The 17,224-nt window shown below is 47.3% G+C and carries 19 protein-coding genes and 1 tRNA gene; 11 read left to right on the forward strand and 9 right to left on the reverse strand.

From position 1 onward, the window contains the following. Positions 1 to 4: 4 nt before the first annotated feature. The 3 genes from KV201_RS15995 to KV201_RS16005 form a co-directional block, all read right to left on the reverse strand. A complete protein-coding gene (locus tag KV201_RS15995; RefSeq protein ID WP_226059904.1) occupies positions 5 to 817 on the reverse strand; it encodes a DNA-binding domain-containing protein in 813 nt (270 codons plus the stop codon). Beyond that, entirely contained in the window at positions 814 to 1,713 is a 900-nt protein-coding gene (locus tag KV201_RS16000; protein WP_226059905.1) for a DUF692 domain-containing protein, read from the reverse strand. Before KV201_RS16000 ends, KV201_RS15995 begins: the two co-directional genes overlap by 4 nt. Before the next feature lie 103 nt (positions 1,714 to 1,816). Continuing rightward, entirely contained in the window at positions 1,817 to 2,269 is a 453-nt protein-coding gene (locus KV201_RS16005) for a hypothetical protein (protein ID WP_006082774.1), read from the reverse strand. Between the two features lie 496 nt (positions 2,270 to 2,765). On the opposite strand from KV201_RS16005, the gene KV201_RS16010 reads away from it, so the two are divergent. Beyond that, positions 2,766 to 3,956, forward strand: a complete 1,191-nt coding sequence (locus KV201_RS16010; protein ID WP_006082773.1) for a class I SAM-dependent rRNA methyltransferase — start codon at positions 2,766 to 2,768, stop codon at positions 3,954 to 3,956. Between the two features lie 233 nt (positions 3,957 to 4,189). Here KV201_RS16010 and rpiA read toward each other — a convergent pair whose 3' ends face one another. Then, positions 4,190 to 4,852 carry a ribose-5-phosphate isomerase RpiA gene (gene rpiA, locus KV201_RS16015; protein WP_226059906.1) on the reverse strand — a complete coding sequence of 221 codons (663 nt, stop codon included), beginning with the start codon at positions 4,850 to 4,852 and terminating at the stop codon, positions 4,190 to 4,192. 251 nt (positions 4,853 to 5,103) lie between these two features. Between rpiA and KV201_RS16020 the strand changes: the two genes are divergently transcribed. From KV201_RS16020 to KV201_RS16035, 4 genes are read left to right on the forward strand one after another with little or no spacing between them, the layout of a single operon-like run. Further along, positions 5,104 to 6,039: a DUF808 domain-containing protein gene (locus KV201_RS16020; RefSeq protein ID WP_226059907.1), complete on the forward strand. Its 936-nt coding sequence runs from the start codon at positions 5,104 to 5,106 to the stop codon at positions 6,037 to 6,039. A 48-nt stretch (positions 6,040 to 6,087) separates the two neighbouring features. Continuing rightward, complete coding sequence (locus KV201_RS16025) at positions 6,088 to 7,044, forward strand: 3'-5' exonuclease (RefSeq protein ID WP_226059908.1); 957 nt, start codon at positions 6,088 to 6,090, stop codon at positions 7,042 to 7,044. Then, positions 7,041 to 7,199: a hypothetical protein gene (locus KV201_RS16030; protein ID WP_226059909.1), complete on the forward strand. Its 159-nt coding sequence runs from the start codon at positions 7,041 to 7,043 to the stop codon at positions 7,197 to 7,199. The genes KV201_RS16025 and KV201_RS16030 overlap by 4 nt, the downstream gene beginning before the upstream one ends. Positions 7,200 to 7,247: 48 nt before the next feature. Next, a complete protein-coding gene (locus KV201_RS16035) occupies positions 7,248 to 8,207 on the forward strand; it encodes a hypothetical protein (RefSeq protein ID WP_226059910.1) in 960 nt (319 codons plus the stop codon). 111 nt (positions 8,208 to 8,318) lie between these two features. Here KV201_RS16035 and KV201_RS16040 read toward each other — a convergent pair whose 3' ends face one another. Then, positions 8,319 to 8,657 (reverse strand): PBPRA1643 family SWIM/SEC-C metal-binding motif protein, encoded by a 339-nt coding sequence (locus KV201_RS16040; protein ID WP_006083889.1) that lies wholly within the window; start codon positions 8,655 to 8,657, stop codon positions 8,319 to 8,321. A 367-nt stretch (positions 8,658 to 9,024) separates the two neighbouring features. Between KV201_RS16040 and KV201_RS16045 the strand changes: the two genes are divergently transcribed. The 4 genes from KV201_RS16045 (at position 9,025) to KV201_RS16060 (ending at position 13,171) form a co-directional block, all read left to right on the forward strand. Then, a tRNA-Trp gene (locus KV201_RS16045) sits at positions 9,025 to 9,101 on the forward strand. Between the two features lie 243 nt (positions 9,102 to 9,344). Then, positions 9,345 to 9,635 carry a hypothetical protein gene (locus tag KV201_RS16050; protein ID WP_006086971.1) on the forward strand — a complete coding sequence of 97 codons (291 nt, stop codon included), beginning with the start codon at positions 9,345 to 9,347 and terminating at the stop codon, positions 9,633 to 9,635. Positions 9,636 to 9,720: 85 nt separating this feature from the next. Then, positions 9,721 to 11,883: a TonB-dependent siderophore receptor gene (locus KV201_RS16055; protein WP_226059911.1), complete on the forward strand. Its 2,163-nt coding sequence runs from the start codon at positions 9,721 to 9,723 to the stop codon at positions 11,881 to 11,883. Then, complete coding sequence (locus KV201_RS16060; RefSeq protein WP_226059912.1) at positions 11,873 to 13,171, forward strand: DUF1624 domain-containing protein; 1,299 nt, start codon at positions 11,873 to 11,875, stop codon at positions 13,169 to 13,171. Before KV201_RS16055 ends, KV201_RS16060 begins: the two co-directional genes overlap by 11 nt. Positions 13,172 to 13,311: 140 nt before the next feature. Here KV201_RS16060 and dpsA read toward each other — a convergent pair whose 3' ends face one another. Then, a complete protein-coding gene (gene dpsA, locus KV201_RS16065) occupies positions 13,312 to 13,779 on the reverse strand; it encodes a DNA starvation/stationary phase protection protein DpsA (RefSeq protein ID WP_006086968.1) in 468 nt (155 codons plus the stop codon). Positions 13,780 to 14,032: 253 nt separating this feature from the next. On the opposite strand from dpsA, the gene KV201_RS16070 reads away from it, so the two are divergent. Then, positions 14,033 to 14,398: a hypothetical protein gene (locus tag KV201_RS16070; protein ID WP_006082762.1), complete on the forward strand. Its 366-nt coding sequence runs from the start codon at positions 14,033 to 14,035 to the stop codon at positions 14,396 to 14,398. A 90-nt stretch (positions 14,399 to 14,488) separates the two neighbouring features. Continuing rightward, a complete protein-coding gene (locus KV201_RS16075; RefSeq protein ID WP_226059913.1) occupies positions 14,489 to 15,052 on the forward strand; it encodes a GNAT family N-acetyltransferase in 564 nt (187 codons plus the stop codon). A gap of 192 nt (positions 15,053 to 15,244) precedes the next feature. Here KV201_RS16075 and lipA read toward each other — a convergent pair whose 3' ends face one another. From lipA to ybeD, 3 genes are all read right to left on the reverse strand, one after another. Further along, positions 15,245 to 16,210, reverse strand: coding sequence for a lipoyl synthase (gene lipA, locus KV201_RS16080; RefSeq protein WP_006082760.1), 966 nt, complete (start codon positions 16,208 to 16,210; stop codon positions 15,245 to 15,247). Then, positions 16,207 to 16,860, reverse strand: a complete 654-nt coding sequence (lipB, locus tag KV201_RS16085) for a lipoyl(octanoyl) transferase LipB (RefSeq protein WP_006082759.1) — start codon at positions 16,858 to 16,860, stop codon at positions 16,207 to 16,209. The genes lipA and lipB overlap by 4 nt, the downstream gene beginning before the upstream one ends. Before the next feature lie 92 nt (positions 16,861 to 16,952). Continuing rightward, positions 16,953 to 17,219: a DUF493 family protein YbeD gene (ybeD, locus tag KV201_RS16090; protein ID WP_006082758.1), complete on the reverse strand. Its 267-nt coding sequence runs from the start codon at positions 17,217 to 17,219 to the stop codon at positions 16,953 to 16,955. Between the last annotated feature and the right edge of the window lie 5 nt (positions 17,220 to 17,224).

Raw genomic sequence — 17,224 nt, forward strand, 5'->3', positions numbered from 1 at the left:
AGCATCAGGCGATATCGCGGATAAGCCCCATTTGAAACCAAGCTTGCAGTGCCTGCAGCACTTGCATCGGCGCCTGCACGTCGCTAAAAAATGCCAACATCATTTCGCATTGTTCGGCAAAGGTGGCACCACCAATAAATCCCAGCAGCAGGGCGAGTTTATATTCGGATAGGGAAATAAACTCAGTTAATCGGCTTTCGCCGCGCCAAAGTAACCAAGCTCGTTTGCCTTGATAATCGGGACTTGGCGGTGATGCTTGCTGTTTTAATGCTTGCCAAGTCTCAACCGCATTACTGTTGCATTGGAATAGCTGAACGCTGGGGTGAAAGCGCAGTTGGCAACCTGGCCATTGCTCGGCAGGCAGTGCTTGCAGGCGCGCAAAAGTGGCGCGTTCGGTATCAAAAGCATCGAAGGCATTCAATAAACGCCGCTCGAAGCGAGCAATATCGGCAATGATCGGATACTGACTGAAAAACGCATCTTGGGTTAAATAGTCGGGCAGGGCATCGGCAAAACTGCGCAGTGAGGTAAACGCCGATGGCTGACTGGCAATATAACCTTTGACCATACGCTCGAAGAGTTCATCACCCAGATAGATGCCCAGCATTTCGTGGTCGGTTTCGAGGGTTTCGGTTAAACGAATGCGATAGGCATTGGCATAGATCTGCATCCGAATATCAGCATTAATGCCGCCTTGCTCGGCAATCTTATCTTTGAAGGTTTGCGTGGTTTGCTCAAGGGTTGACGGCGTATCAACTGCAGCACTCGCCAGCAGATAATCCATAAATGCGTGTTGCAGCTGCTGAAGTTGGCTCATGCGATAACCTTTCCTTCATGCATGTTCTTTCTACCTTTGGCGGCGTTGAGTGGATGTACCTCACCTAAGGTATCGCGGGCGATATTTCTGGCAATCGTGAGTTCGGCTTCGAGGGCGTAAAACTCGGGGATATTGGCGTCGCGCTCTATCATAGTGCTGATGCTGCCAAAACGCTTCAGTGCCGCGCGGTAGAGATCCCACACGCTGCTCGGTACATCATGGTCGTGCGTGTCTATCACATAGTCGCCATAGTCGCTGTGTCCGGCGAGGTGGAATTGTTGCACTCGCTTGGGATTGATTTTATTCAAGTAGTCCAACGGATTGAAATTATGATTGCGGGCACTGACGTAAATATTATTGATATCTAACAAGATTAAACAGTCTGCCGCCTCGGCAACGGCATTAACGAACTCCCATTCGTCCATGCTGGAATCTTGATACGACAAATAGCTAGAAACGTTCTCCATCAGAATGCGGCGGCCTAAAAAGTCTTGGACGGTTTTAATCCGCTGCGCCACATGCTTAACGGTTTCTTCGGTATAGGGCAGTGGCAGGAGATCATGGCTGTTCACCCCGTGAATTGAGGTCCAGCAGATATGATCGGAAATCCATTGGGGCTGCACATCGTTAGCGAGCTGCTTTAAGGCTTTAAGGTAATCCATATTGAGCGGGTCGGTACTGCCAATCGACAGAGAAACACCGTGCATCACCAGGGGATAGCGCTCGCCAATTTCCTTGAGGTAATAGCGGGGTTTGCCGCCGGCGACCATGTAGTTTTCCGAGAGCACTTCAAACCAATCGATATCGGGCTCAGTATTGAGCACGGCATCAAAATGCTGTGTCCTCAGACCTAAGCCAAAACCTAATGGTGCTTGGGTGATGACATCTTGCGCCACATTGACTCCTTATCCTTAAGTTTTCTGCTGAATGTGTGGTAAACAGGGGGATAAACGTGACCAGCACTAAGCTGGTCACGATTTTTAATCAGCATACTGGCGTTTAAGCGCCTGCTTTGCCGCCGATATCACCGCAGGATTTTGCCGGTGCTGCGACAAAACCACTGCCTTTACAGCTGGCGTGGCCCGCACAGGCATTGTCGGCAGTTTTACAATCGTTATGGCCTTTACAGGTGTTAATGCCATAGCAGTGAACGAGTTCGGCGTTAGCAATTTTACCCACCCAGTCATCTGCGACTTTACCGCCGACATCACCACAGCTTTTTGATGGCATAGCTACAAAACCACTGCCTTTGCAGCTGGCGTGTCCAGCACAGGCGTTATCAGCGGTTTTGCAATCGTTATGGCCTTTACAGGCATTCACGCCATAACAATGTACGAGATCGGTACTGTCGGCGCCAGCCATAGGTTCGGCGGCATTGGCATAACCCGCCATGCTTGCCATTGCCATCGCTAATGCGGCGCCAGTCAGTGCAGTTTGTGTTTTCTTATTCATGGTTCTAATCCTTTTGAGTGTGACTGCTAATGAGTAATCTTGATTTGGTTGCTTTGATAACGACTGCTGTAAATCGACGACTTATAAAGCAATGACTAATAAATACAGGAGTAAGCCTAGTTGTTATCGAGCGATTCGTTTGAATATCTTGTGCGCGGGCTAAACGAGCCTTTCGAATGCGCAGTGCTTTTTCCTGTTGCGTTAATGAGACCCGCACTCAGACCAATATCTTTCAACTTAAGTTAAAATGATGTTGTGAAAATCGAGACCAGCGCGATCGAGAGAGCAGAGACATTGCCCAATTTGTGGGAAAAATGGTGTTTCTTACGCAGGTTTCGTGGTGTAAATAAGGTATGATCGGCAACCCGTGGATGATGGCAAATAAGCGCTGCGGCGCGTTCGGTACTCGCACTTAGGTGACATTGGGTATATCATCCGTTTCCCATTTTTAGACTGCAGCCCTTTTTAGTGGCGGCACTATTTTACAGGCAGCACTATGGCTATCAGAATCAAACTTAAACCCGGCCGCGAGAAGTCGCTCGAGCGTCGCCATCCTTGGGTATTTTCCAATGCTATTCATAACATTAAGGGAAAACCAGAAGCCGGTGAAACAGTCGATGTGGTCGCGCATGATGGTCATTGGTTAGGTCGTGGTGCTTGGTCGCCTGAGTCGCAAATCCAAGTGCGGATTTGGACTTTCGATCGCGAAGAAGAAATTGATCGCGAGTTTTTTGCCAGACGTTTACAGCGGGCGCAAATTGGTCGTAATGATTTAATCCGCGAGCAAGGCTTAACGGGTTATCGATTAGTGGCTGCTGAGTCCGATGGTTTACCTGGGATCACCATCGACAGATATGCCAATGTGTTGGTTTGCCAGTTACTGAGCACGGGTGCTGATTTATGGCGCGATACCTTAGTTGAGTTATTGGCTGAGCAATATCCTGATTGCGCTATCTATGAGCGCTCCGATGTGGATTCCCGTAAGAAAGAAGGCCTGCTGCCAGTTACCGGTTTACTGCACGGCACGCTGCCTGAAATGCCGGTGATTATCGAAGAAAACGGCATCAAGATCGCCGTCGATGTGATTAAAGGTCATAAGACAGGTTTCTATCTCGATCAACGTGATAACCGCGCCATTGCCGCCCGTTTTGTGAAAGATAAATCGGTATTGAACTGTTTCTGCTACACAGGCACCTTTGGTTTGTACGCCGCGAAAGCAGGCGCTGCCAGCATAGAAAACGTCGATGTGTCTTCTTTAGCATTAGCGACGGCGCGCCAGAACATGCAAGTGAACGGTTTGAGTGATGACAATGTGCATTACAACGAAGCCGATGTGTTTAAGTTGCTGCGTCTATACCGTGATGAAGGTAAAACCTTCGATGTTATCGTGCTCGACCCGCCTAAGTTTGCCGATAACAAGGCACAGTTGAACGGGGCATGCCGTGGTTATAAAGACATCAACATGATTGCATTGCAGTTGTTGAATCCAGGTGGGGTGTTATTGACTTTCTCTTGCTCGGGATTAATGCCTGCGGATCTGTTCCAAAAAATCGTGGCCGATGCGGCGTTGGACGCAAAACGCGAAATCCAGTTTATCGAACGCTTAAGCCAAGCGAGCGATCACCCTATCGGTAGCGCCTTCCCAGAAGGATTCTACTTAAAAGGCTTAGTTGCCAGAGCTTGGTAAGAGCGGCAAGAGCCGCCAGAGCTTAAGCCAAGCGCTTGATATAAGCTGCCTGCGATGTGGGTTTAGTTAGAGAATAGGCCGTTTAGTCAGAGAATAGATGTCTTAGTCAGATAACATTTAACCCTAAAAAGAACCATAAAAAATGCCAGCCCTTGAATAAAGTGGCTGGCATTTTTGTAACGAATTTTTACATCTGCAGCCGTGTGACTGGGATGTAAGTGTTAACGCTTAACTTATTCGGCGGTAAAGGTTTTTACGCCATCAGGGGTGCCGACTAACAACACATCTGCGCCGCGTTTGGCGAACAGACCGTTAGTGACGACACCGACTATCTCATTGATCTGACTTTCCAACTCTTTTGGATTAAGGATCTTAAGATTGTACACATCGAGGATCACGTTGCCGTTATCGGTCACAACGCCTTCACGGTACACTGGATCGCCGCCTAGCTTAACTAACTGACGTGCCACATAAGAGCGCGCCATAGGAATGACTTCAACTGGCAGTGGGAATTCACCTAGGATGTCGACTTGCTTAGTGTTATCCACGATACAGATAAACTTTTCAGCCACAGCCGCGACAATTTTCTCACGAGTTAACGCCGCGCCGCCGCCTTTGATCATATCCATACAGTCGTTGATTTCATCGGCACCGTCCACATAGACAGACAAACGATCAACGCTGTTTAAGTCATAAACGGGAATACCCAGCGCTTTCATTTTCTGAGTTGATGCCTCAGAACTAGAGACTGCGCCTTCGATATCAGCTTTCATGGTCGCCAGTGCATCAATAAAGTGATTCACAGTCGAACCAGTACCAACACCAACAATACTGTCTCTTTCAACGTACTTGAGTGCGGCCCAACCGGCAGCTTTTTTCATTTCATCTTGAGTCATGTTGACATCCTGTAACGGCAAATGAGTAAAAAATTCTGCGCTTAGTATACTCTTTTCCGATAAATAATGTGGCGCAATTCAGCCTTAGGTGTGATCTAGATTGCAGGCTTGTCGACATGAGTCAGTGATCCCAATAACCTAAGTAACAGAAGCAGTTAAGTTAGAAAGCATTTCGCTATACGCCACTAATCTAACTAAGCTACTATGGCAAAAGCAGAATGGTTTATAGATGATTGGTAGAGGGATTTAGCATGGCTGGCGCAAGTTTATTAACCTTACTTGACGATATCGCATCGATTTTGGATGACGTAGCGGTAATGAGTAAAGTGGCGGCAAAGAAAACCGCGGGTGTGCTTGGGGATGATTTAGCCCTCAATGCCCAGCAAGTCACAGGCGTGAGTGCCGAGCGTGAATTACCTGTCGTTTGGGCGGTAGCTAAGGGATCGTTTCGTAATAAATGCATTTTAGTGCCCGCAGCCCTGCTGATCAGCGCCTTTATTCCTTGGGCGGTAACACCGTTATTGATGTTTGGTGGACTGTTTTTGTGTTACGAAGGATTCGAAAAACTGCACCACAGCTATAGCCACAGAAAAGGCCAGCCACACAGCGAAACGCAGGAGGAAAGCGAACTCCCAGACATCAAAGATTTAGCCGCTTACGAGGCTGAAAAAGTCAAAGGCGCGATTCGTACCGACTTTGTGTTATCGGCGGAGATTATTGCGATTACCTTAGGCATAGTGGCGGACAAATCCCTATCGACGCAGTTTTTCACCTTATCCGTTATCGGGATCATCATGACCATAGGCGTGTATGGTTTAGTGGCCGCGATTGTGAAAATGGACGATGCGGGTTTGTACTTGAGTCAACGTGAAGGCGAGTCGGTATTAACGCAAATGAACCGTAAACTGGGTTTTGGCTTATTGAGCGCCGCACCTGTGCTGATGAAAAGTTTAACCATTATCGGCACTGCGGCCATGTTTATGGTGGGCGGCGGGATTTTAACCCATGGCTTACACATGATTGGCGAGCAAATCCAGCATGCTGAGCAAGCCGTCGCGGCGATGAGTTTTGTCGGACCTGTGCTTGCCGTGCTGACGCCAAGTGTGCTCAATGGCCTATTTGGCGTCGTTGCTGGCGCAGTCGCACTCGCTGTGATGACAGGGATACAGAAACTGCGTGGCGAGTGAGGTGCGCGCATCGACAATCGAGGATTAACTCAACAAGGAAGGGCGAAGATGAAGTTAATGAAATACTGTATCTCCCCGAGTAAGTTGGCTTGGTTACGCAAAGAATTGGGTAAAGATGCCAACGGCTTGATTGCGGCAATGGATGCTGCGGGCACTGCTTATCTCGATAAGCTCAATGCATCGACCGAGGCGTTAGAGGGAGAGCCGCTAGAAGGTGAGGTGAGGGCCGAGACTGACACGCCCACCAATGCGAAGACTCAGACTCAGACTAAGCGGCAAGCGCAGCGTCAGTTGGCGTATTTGTGGTTGCAGCAGCGGATTGCCTTAGCGACTCGTATCGATGATGCTGATATGGCGGCACTAGCTGCCTTTGAATTTCAACAGATCCACATTGAAGTGGTTCAACCATCGGAGTTTGATGCGGTTGTCGCGCGATTACAGGCTGAGCCAGTCCTAGGTTTTGATACTGAAACCCGTGCGAGTTTTGAGCGCGGCGTACAACATCCATTGAGCCTTATCCAAATCGCGACAGCGGACGCTTGTTATCTATTTCAACATGCCATTTTAGGTGAGCAATTCACCCAGTTAAAAACCGTATTAGAAGATGAAAATATACTCAAAGTCGGCGTCGGTTTACGCAGCGATGCGAAGGCCCTCAAGCGGCAATGGGGCATCAATGTTACTTCAAAGTTAGATTTAAACTGGGCACTGGCGCAACTTGGGGCGGAGAAAGAAATGGGGACGCGCCAATTGGTGGCGACTCTGCTGGGCACCCGTATCGATAAACCGAAAAAAATCACCCTATCGAATTGGCAGCATGTGCCATTATCTGGCGCGCAAATCAATTATGCCGCCGCCGATGCCTTGGCGGCGCTCATGTGTTTCAATGCGTTAATCACTCAGCTGACGCCTTTTTATCATGTATCGAGTGCCACAAAAGCTGCGCCGTTAATCCCTTTGAGTCTAGCGGCGCCATTGGCGAAATATTTTAAGGATGTTGCATGAAGCGCAAAACCCAAGATGCCGCAAAGGAAAACATCAGGCCATCACACTCGGATATGAGCTCGCAGGGCACCAGTACCTTAGGTTTGATTTACCGCGTGCTGGGCATGTTGATCCTGTTAGCGATGATCACCCTTGGGGTAAATGCCTGGGCTTAGTGATTTTGTGATCATCAGTGCCAACAGGTAAAAATAAAGGAGAACGCTATGTTAGATGCCATTTGTGAACTCGAAACAGAGGATCATTTAACAGCGAGAACCACTTACAGTGTTTTTAAGTTTCAAGAATTATCCGATGACGATATCGAACGTTTGCGGCAATGGTTAATTTGCCCCGCGTGCGGCGGTAAAGCGTATTTTCGTAAAGCTTCAAAGGATGGCAAAGCCGCCTGTTTCGGCTCGCGTTATCACCAAGTCGATTGCATTGAATTTAAACCCTCGGCGCAAAAGTCCCGCGAGGAGCAAGATGCCATCGAAGTGCATCAGCAGCTGGTGGACGCCGATGCGTTAATGATCGATTTTAGTCGCAAGCCCCGCCGCCATTCTCCCGCAAACAAAGCGCCAACCGTGCCATCCGAAAGTAAAACAGCGCCAACGGCTAAGTCGTCTTCTATATCTGAGTCATCTGCTATATCTGAGTCGTCACCAGTACCTGTTACATCGTCAGCGGACGGTCAAGTGCAAGAGTCGAAAACAGACTATCAAGTTAACACTGCAGCGCGCACAACCGAGAAACGGGTGCCAAGCCAAGGGCTCGAAAAGTTACTGCACAGTTTATTGCGTGGCACAGATTTGGCGAAATCTGATCTCTGGGTATACACAGACACTGAGCGTAAATACCGTTGGCGGGCGAAGAACCTGTTCGTCAACTTTGCCGATGCCGACCCGCTTGATAACAAACCCCACATGTATTGGGGCACTATCTCCCACACTGATCCGACCATGAGCTGGCTTAATCCCGCCGACAGTAAAGATATCGGCATTCCTATCGATGGGATAAAACTGCCATTATTAGCGCAATTTGAAATAGAAGATAAACGCGATCTAGAAGGTGCGGGATTGATTTTATTTGGCAAATGTTTTTGGAATAAAGAAAAGACCCGCAAAATTATTCAGCTGTGGAATAACGATTTGCAGCGGATTTTTATCTCGAAGCTGGAGGATTAGCTTTGGGCAGAAACTAAAATTGGGGAGAGAAAAGGGGCTATTCCTGACGTACAAAAACGTCACGGCAAAAGCCCCTATCTATTTTATTACTCATAACGCTGATTAAAGCGTTTACTTGCCGCAGCACTTCTTGAATTTTTGACCGCTACCACAAGCGCAAGGCTCGTTACGATTCGGTTTTTTCTCGAACGTCGTGGTCTTAGGCTTATTCAATAAACCTTCTAACTCAAGGATATCTTCAGCCACATCGGCATTGACTTCGATATTAGCAAACAGTTGGTGTTCGGCAACAATCGCAGCAACTTCGAGTTTACGCGTTTCATCGGCAACGATTAATTGCAGAGGTAAGGCTTCTGTACCCGGTTTAGCGGCACGCTTAGTGTTGTAGCCAAAGCTCTCATGCTTTGGCTTAGGTGTTTTACGACCTTTGAAGAAAAATTTGTCTGACATCTTGGTTCCGTCGAGCAGTGTATGAAATTGACGATGCTTATACTATAAAACGCCGATTTTATAAATCGAACTCAGATCTTTTTTCGATAAATGCGTGGCTTTTACTCTTAAGCGGCCCAAAAATTGCCGAAACAGCCATATCCGTCGAATTTATTGCAGCGATTTGCCTTGGAACATTGGGGCGCTAACTCTCTTGATAATGTATCCATTAAAACATTAAGCCCAATATGCGGCGGCTTTTTAATCTCAGTGGCACTTAATTCAACAGTAACTGGCTAACTTGTTTGAAAAACCTTCAGTTAATGAGTTTTGTCATAAAAAGTACTTTACCTTTGGAAGTGCTTTTAGCATAATGCCCCACGTCAACAGGGGTGTAGTTCCAATTGGTAGAACAGCGGTCTCCAAAACCGATGGTTGCGGGTTCGAGTCCTGCCACCCCTGCCAAATAAAACAACGGCTTGCATAGAAATATGCGAGCCGTTTTATTTTTTCTGCCATTTAGCCTCAATATATTCAGCGCCCTCTCTATTCATTCGCGGTTATCGCCTTTTCTCACAAATACTGTTTCTCATAAAACTGTCGTATACCTCTTGTAACATTTAAGCCCTGCGGCTTAGGTAAATCGGTTTGCAACTTTAGTTGTGCTTAACATACAATCGCCTGCCAAATTATTTGAGGAAGTATGGTTTGAATAGTGTGATGCAAACAAGACGCACCCTAGCGATATGGCTTGCCGCCATGTTGGTGCTATTGTCTGTGACCATTGCTGTTCACAGTATTTCCCATGCCAATGAAGACCCTAAGTCCCATTGTTCGCTGTGCTTACATCAGCACCAGTTGCAACATGCGATAACCAGTACGCCCTTTCATTTTCAATTGGCTCAGCAGAGTTATATTTCGGTTGAGTTCCAAGCCATTTCCTTTAAGCGACCTTTTAGTCGTTTCTTCAATAGTCGTGCTCCGCCCTTAACAGCATAAGTTACTGTTTATTCAGTTTATCTTAATTAACTTTGAGCGCCTTGGCTTAGCTAAGGCGCCGATGCTGTTTATTTTCGGAGTGAAAATGACCTCTTTTTATATTCCCAAGCGCGCTGCGCTTTTGCTGGGCGCCTTGTTTGTGCTCAATCCTATTTCAATGCTGTTGGCTGCGGAGGATGCTCAATCTGGTAATGCTATTTTAGAGACTGACATTGAACGTTTAAGTATCCACTATCGCCAAGCCTATCGTGGCAATGTGTCTGCAACTGAACTTCCGCAAGCGATAAGTGTGTTAGACGAGCAATTGATAAAAGATGCGGGACTGACGCGGTTTCAAGATGTACTGGATTATTCCGCCAGTGTGGCGCGGCAAAACAATGGCGGCGGTTTGTGGGATAGCTTTTCCCTGCGCGGCTTTCCGGGCAACGAAAACATGCCATCGGGCTATTTAATCAATGGCTTTAATGGTGGTCGAGGTTTTAGTGGTCATCGAGATTTATCGAATGTGGCCTATGTTGAGATTTTAAAAGGCCCAGGTTCGGCGCTTTATGGTCGCTCAGAGCCCGGCGGTACAGTCAATATTGTGACTAAGAAACCTCAGTATCAAACCAGTGGTTATTTAAAGGCATCGGCAGGGAGTTTCGATCAATATCGATTAGAGGGAGATGTGACTTCCGGCTTGACCGACAATGTGGCATTTCGAATTAACGGCGCGTGGCAGGAACACGATAGTTTTCGCGATCATGTGTTCAGCGATAAAAAAATCGTCACGCCGTCAGTGCGTTGGCAGATTTCTGATAAAGCTTCGCTACTCTATGAAATGGAATACCTCAAGCAAGAACAGTTATTCGATCGCGGCATTATTGTGCTCAACAACGATATCAATACTGTGCCACGCTCGCGTTATTTAGGTGAGCCTAATGATGGCGCAACTGTGGTCAATGCCACTGGGCACCAGCTGACCTATGACTATGAATTAAATGATGATTGGTCATTAACCGCGGGCTATAACTATCGTGATTCGAGTTTGAAGGGCTATTCGTCCGATGCCGAGTTGGCAAAGGGTCGACAATCGCTATTTGATGATGGTCGCACGCTTACCAGACAGCACAGATACCGCGATTATGCCTCCGAGGATAATTCACTGCGTCTAGAGTTAAGCGGGCATGTGGATACGGGTTTTATTCGCCACAATTTGCTGCTCGGCGCCGATGCCTATCACTACAGTTTAGAGACGGGGTTGTATCGCTATCGCGGCAAAAAGGGCGAATATGCCATTGATATTTATGAGCCGCAATATGGTGGGCCTCAGCCAGAGGTGAGTTTGTTGTATGAGAATAACGAAACCCAAAAGGCGTGGGGCACATACCTGCAAGATCAAATGGATCTCACTGAAAAGTGGAAGCTGCATCTTGGGTTAAGGTTCGATAGTTATCAGCAAGATATCAGTGAAGTCGCGAAAAATACCCTATCAGAGCAAACCGATAGTAGGGTTAGCCCTAAAGTCGGTCTGGTGTATTTATGGTCCGATGCCTTAAGTTTCTATAGTTCTTATTCTGAAGGCTTTTTACCGCTTTCTGGAACCGACTTTGCAGGTCAGCCCTTCGAAGCCGAAGAGAGCAAGTCAGTTGAGCTAGGGATGAAGTTTAATGGCAATTGGTTTACAGGCTTAGGATTTGAAGGAACAGCAGTCAGTGGCAGTTTGGCGGTGTTTGATGCGCAAAAAAGCAATATTCTGACCTCAGATCCAGTCAATGTCGGATTTTCTGCCACTTTAGGTAAAGCAAAAAGCAGTGGTGTTGAACTCGATTTAGTTGCCGAGCTGACGGAGGATTTGCAGGCAAAATTATCCTACGCCTATTTGAATACCCGCACTGCCAACGACAGCTTGAATCCCGACTGGGGCGTGCTTATTCCTGCGGGAAGTCCTCTGGTGAATGTGCCAAAACATACCGCAAGTGTGGTGCTGAAGCGGGATTTGAATGCATTTTCTATCGATGGACATTTAGGCATGAGTTGGCGATATGTGGATTCTCGTCTGGGTGATTCTGCCGATCCGAGTTTCCAATTACCGTCGTATCAGTTGCTTGGAGTGTTTATGAATACTCACCTGAGCGACAACTTCGTCCTTGGCGTCACTCTGGATAACTTGCTAGATGAGCACTATATCGCCAGCAGTTATTCAGCGCTCTGGGCGGTACCCGGTGAGCCACGTAGCATTAAAGTGAGTGTCAGCTATGAGTTCTAACATTAGTAGTTCTAATAACAGCTCTAACATCAGTTCGAACATAAACACAAGTCCTGAGTTACCGTCAGGTTTTGCCGAGCAAGAACTGAGTCGTTCTATTGGCCGTAGCCGTATCAATAGTATCGATATGATGCGCGGCCTGGTGATGCTTATCATGCTGCTCGACCATGTGCGGGAACGGTTTTTCCTGCATATGCAGGTGAGCGACCCCATGGATTTGAGTTCGACCTCTTGGGGGCTTTTTCTAAGCCGCTTTGCAGCGCATTTTTGTGCGCCAGTGTTTGTGTTTTTAACAGGGGTTTCTGCATGGCTTTATGCCAATCGCAGTCATGGACAGCCGCGTTCAGCGCGGGCGTTTTTGATTAAACGTGGCTTATTTTTAATCGCGCTCGAAATCTTAGTGATCAACATCTCTTGGATGGGCAACTACCATACGCTTTGGTTGCAGGTCATTTGGGTGATCGGCCTGAGTATGTTAACGCTGGCGGCGCTGATAAACCTACCTAGAACTTGGATGGCCCTTTTAGGTTTCGTGATTGTCTTTGGTCATAATCTGTTGACGCCAATTCATTTTCAGCCGAGTGAATGGGCTTACGGTTTGTGGACCATATTGCACGATCGTGGATATCTGATTAGCGAAGGTGCGCTTAAGATCAAAGTGAGTTATCCCGCGCTGCCTTGGATGGGCGTGATTTTACTGGGTTATGTCGCTGGGCCTATTTTCATTCAGAAATCGAATGCTAACTCGCTTGAAGCTTCACAGCGCCAGCAAACACTGCTGAAGTTAGGGATAAGCTGTTGGGTACTTTTTGCATTGCTACGCGGGTTTAACATCTATGGCGAAACCTTGCCTTGGCAGGCGGGGGCACATTTGGGTGAAACCTTAATGTCGGTACTCAACTTAACTAAATACCCACCATCATTAAGCTTTTTACTGGTGACATTAGGCGGCATGTTTTTCTGCTTGGTAGTGTTTGAGCGACACTTTTCATCAGCAGGAAAAGCGGGCGAGAGTGGTAGTGAGAGATTAGCGCGAGTCGGCCATGGGTTGTCTGTGTTTGGCTCAGTCCCTATGTTCTTCTATATCTTACATTTGTACGTGCTGTTACTGCTCTATACTTTGGCGAAATTCATCTTTGGCGCAAACCATGGTGAGTACTTTGGCGTGAGCAACATGGGATGGGTTTGGTTTATCGCGGGCGTGTTAGTCATCGCGCTGTATTATCCCGTTAAGCGCTTTAGCGAGTATAAAAAACACAGCACTCAGGCTTGGATTAAGTACCTCTAAATTTAAGTGCTTCTAAATCTAAGCGCCTCTAAATCTAAGCACTTCTAAACTTGAGTCATGTCGCTTTAAAGAAAAAGTCGCCAAGCGTAACCGCTTGGCGACTTTTTTGTTTTGGTTAGCGCAATAATACGGCTAGCGAATTATTCCGTTAATAAGCTGCGTAGCATCCAGGCATTTTTCTCATGCAGCTGGATACGTTGGGTAAGCAGATCCGCAGTCGCTTCGTCATTGGCTTGATTCACCAGTGGATATAGGGCTCTGGCGTTACGGATCACTAACTCTTGATCGTTTAACAGTTCGCGGATCATGGTTTCGGCTTTGGTGACGCCCTGATCTTCTTTAATCTCGGTCAGCGCGGCATAGGCCGAATAGGACCCTAGCGCTCTGGCACCTAATGCACGTACCCGCTCTGCGATAAGGTCAACCGCAAGGGCAAGTTCGGTATACTGCTGTTCAAATAGCAAATGCAGGCTAGTGAACATGGGGCCGGTAACATTCCAGTGAAAGCTGTGGGTTTTCAGATACAGGCTGTAGCTGTCGGCCAAGAGTTGGTTGAGGCCAGCGGCGATTTCTTCTCTGTTGGCTTGATTGATACCTATGTTTATCATGGCGTTCTCCTGCTATTGTCTTACTGAGTGTGTTCAGTCTAATCTTCTGATATTAAATGTAAAATGAGTAAATTAGATTTTATACATCTATAAATCCGATTGAACATTCCTGCGTTAAACGCCGTAATGGTGCTGCCATTAATCGGCTTGATATCAGCTCCATTAGCCGCGTGGCAGTAACAATGCCTAGGCAGAACTGCTATCCTAGCGGCATATTGTGAGTCGATACTTGAATTGAATAAAACTGACCCTAATGAATAAATCAGCCTATTTAACCGCCATGAATGTGACAACTTGGCGAGTGCGCGACACTAAGGTGAAACCTTATTTAGTGATTTGGGATGAAAATGGTGAGTTACCCGAGGCTGAACCACTTATCGATGCAGTGCTCAAGCTTATCGACGTAAAACGCGAAGAGTGTGATTTTGACTGTGAGCCCCATACTGGGAAGCAGATTGTCTGGGATTTGCGCCGCCATAAAGTGAGGCCACGCACCGCATGGTTAGTGTCTGAACCCTTAGCCGATTTATTAGTGGGTTGGCAGGCTAAAAGCGCGCTCTGGCAGCAGATTTATCAATGGCGCGAGCAAGTTAGCGGCCAAGCTGTGGTTAAGTCATAGCTCATACCTTATAAAGCATATTGAAGTCAGTCTTAAATAAGTCTCCCGAACACTGAACAGTTTAATAACGAATATTTTGGAATACATGCTTTGAACACCCCTTCAGTCGATAGCCCATTCGCAGCGCTGCTTGCCACACAACTCAACTTAGGTTTGCCTGTGGAACTGGTCGCGCTGACACCAACCTATGTTCCTCAAATGGCGAAGCTTGAATCTATGGCCCATAGCCACCCCATGAGTGAGGGGAACCTTGCCGATTGTTTCGGGCATTTGTACCGGGTTTTAGGTTTAAAGCTGAGTGCAGGATCAGATGCTAATACTGACGCTGCTTCAGATCCGGATTCGGTTGATGGCCTTTTAGGCTTTGCAATAGTGCAGCAAATTGTTGATGAAGTGACTTTATTGGATATTTGTCTATTACCAAGCCAGCAGGGTAAAGGCTACGGCAAGTTATTACTGAATGCTGTGGTGGCTTCGGCCAAGGCATCAGCCGCCGTGGTGCTTATGCTAGAAGTGCGAGAATCCAATCTTGCCGCCCGCGCTTTATATCAAAAGGCTGGCTTTATTGAATCGGGACGTCGCAAAGGTTACTACCCAATAGCAGGCGGTAAAGAAGACGCTATCTTGATGGATTTAGCGATAACCCAAGAATAAGCTGAGCATTCGCATTCATGTCGTAAAACGATAGCAATGCTAACAGTTTTCATAAAAGGCAGTCATAAAAAATTCCATAAAAAAACAGCGCTTAAGCGCTGTTTTTTATTTGGATAACCCTGAACTCTATCTCACTTAAACTCAGCATCACCTGAAGTTTGCATCAAGGTTATCCTCATCTAAGTCAGAAGGTTATTTCACTTCTTTACCTTGGGCCTGCAAGTCTGCATGGTAGCTTGAGCGCACTAATGGGCCACAGGCTGCATGGGTAAAACCTAGCTCATCGGCTAAGGCTTTAAGCTCGTCAAACTCTGCTGGTGGCACATAACGTTCAACCGGCAAGTGAAACTTAGACGGCTGTAGGTATTGGCCTAAGGTCAGCATTTCAACGTTGTGGGCGCGCAAGTCACGTAATACTTGAGCTATTTCTTCGTTGGTCTCACCCAGTCCCATCATCAGGCCTGACTTAGTTGGCACATTGGGATGACGCTCTTTAAAGCGTTTGAGCAGATCGAGCGACCATTGGTAATTCGCACCTGGGCGCGCTTTACGATAATGCATTGGCGCCGTTTCTAAGTTGTGGTTGAACACATCAGGCGGCTCAGTCGACAAAATATCTAAGGCGGCATCGATACGACCACGGAAATCAGGTACTAAGGTTTCAATCTTGATATCTGGATTCAGTTTGCGAATTTCGCGGATACAATCGGCAAAATGCTGCGCGCCACCATCACGTAAATCGTCACGATCTACCGAAGTGATAACTACGTATTTCAGCTTCATATCGCGGATTGTTTGCGCCAATTTAACCGGCTCTTCGGCGTCAGGCTTAAGCGGACGACCATGGGCTACGTCGCAGAATGGGCAACGACGCGTACAAATCGCACCCAAAATCATAAAGGTCGCTGTGCCGTGGTTAAAGCATTCTGCGAGGTTAGGGCAAGATGCCTCTTCACAGACCGAGTGCAGGCCATTTTTACGCAGCGCTTGCTTGATCTCTAAAATGCGTTGATTCGATGCCGGCAGTTTAACCCGTAACCAATCGGGTTTACGCAACATAGTGTCGCGCTCTGAGGGGACGATTTTGACCGGAATACGAGACACTTTATCGGCATCTCTTAATTTTACTCCGGGTTGTAAACGTTCAGGCCTATTCATGACGCTGCTAATCCTTGATGATGAACTAGGTGTTGATAGCCCAGTAATTGGCTAAAAGTAATGGTGAGTTGCTCGCCCGCTTCAATCACGGTTTGTGGTCCGCCAAGCGCTTTGCATTGCACCATTTCAAGACCGGCATAACCACAAGGGTTGATGCGGCGAAATGGCGCCAGATCCATGTCGACATTGAGGGCTAATCCATGGAATGAACAGCCTTTACGAATGCGTAATCCTAGGGATGCGATTTTGCGTTCATCCACATATACGCCAGGCGCATCGGCCTTGGCATAAGCGTTAATGTCGTATTTGGCGAGCATATCGACAATGCTTTGCTCTATATGGGTGACGAGTTGACGTACGCCGACTTTACTACGTTTTATATCGAGAAGAGGATATACCACTAGTTGGCCTGGGCCGTGGTAAGTGACTTGACCGCCACGGTCCACTTGGATAACCGGAATATCGCCAGCATTCAAAATATGCTCGCTTTTGCCGGCTTGGCCTTGGGTAAACACGGGCGGATGCTCGACAATCCACAGTTCATCATGGCTTTCGCTGTCGCGCGTATCAGTGTAATGCTGCATCGCATGCCACACTGATTCGTAATCTTGTTTTCCAAGATGTCGAATGTGCAAAGTCGTGTCTTGCAAGGGCAACCTCTCCCCTTAGAAATGAGTGGGCTATTATACGCTTATTGGCCATAAATGTAAGACAGATCACATTTCATGGCCTTGAGGAATATTTATAGTACGCGGCGTACACCTTCGATGGCGGCAAGTTCAGTGTACAAAATCTCGATATGATCTTTGCTGGTGACTGTCACGCGAATCGTGATGGAGTGATAGCTGCCTTTGCTCGACGTTTTGGTCGACGGTGAGTAATCACCTGGTGCATGTTTCTGTACCACAGCCACAACTTTGTCAGTTAACGTTTCATGGGCTTCACCGACGACCTTAAAAGGAAATGCGCAGGGGAAATCCATCAGTTCATCAAATTTAGTGTCTAACATACTCA

Origin of the sequence: Shewanella sp. SR1, from assembly GCF_020447145.1 — a bacterium.
GTDB classification, from domain to species: domain Bacteria; phylum Pseudomonadota; class Gammaproteobacteria; order Enterobacterales; family Shewanellaceae; genus Shewanella; species Shewanella baltica.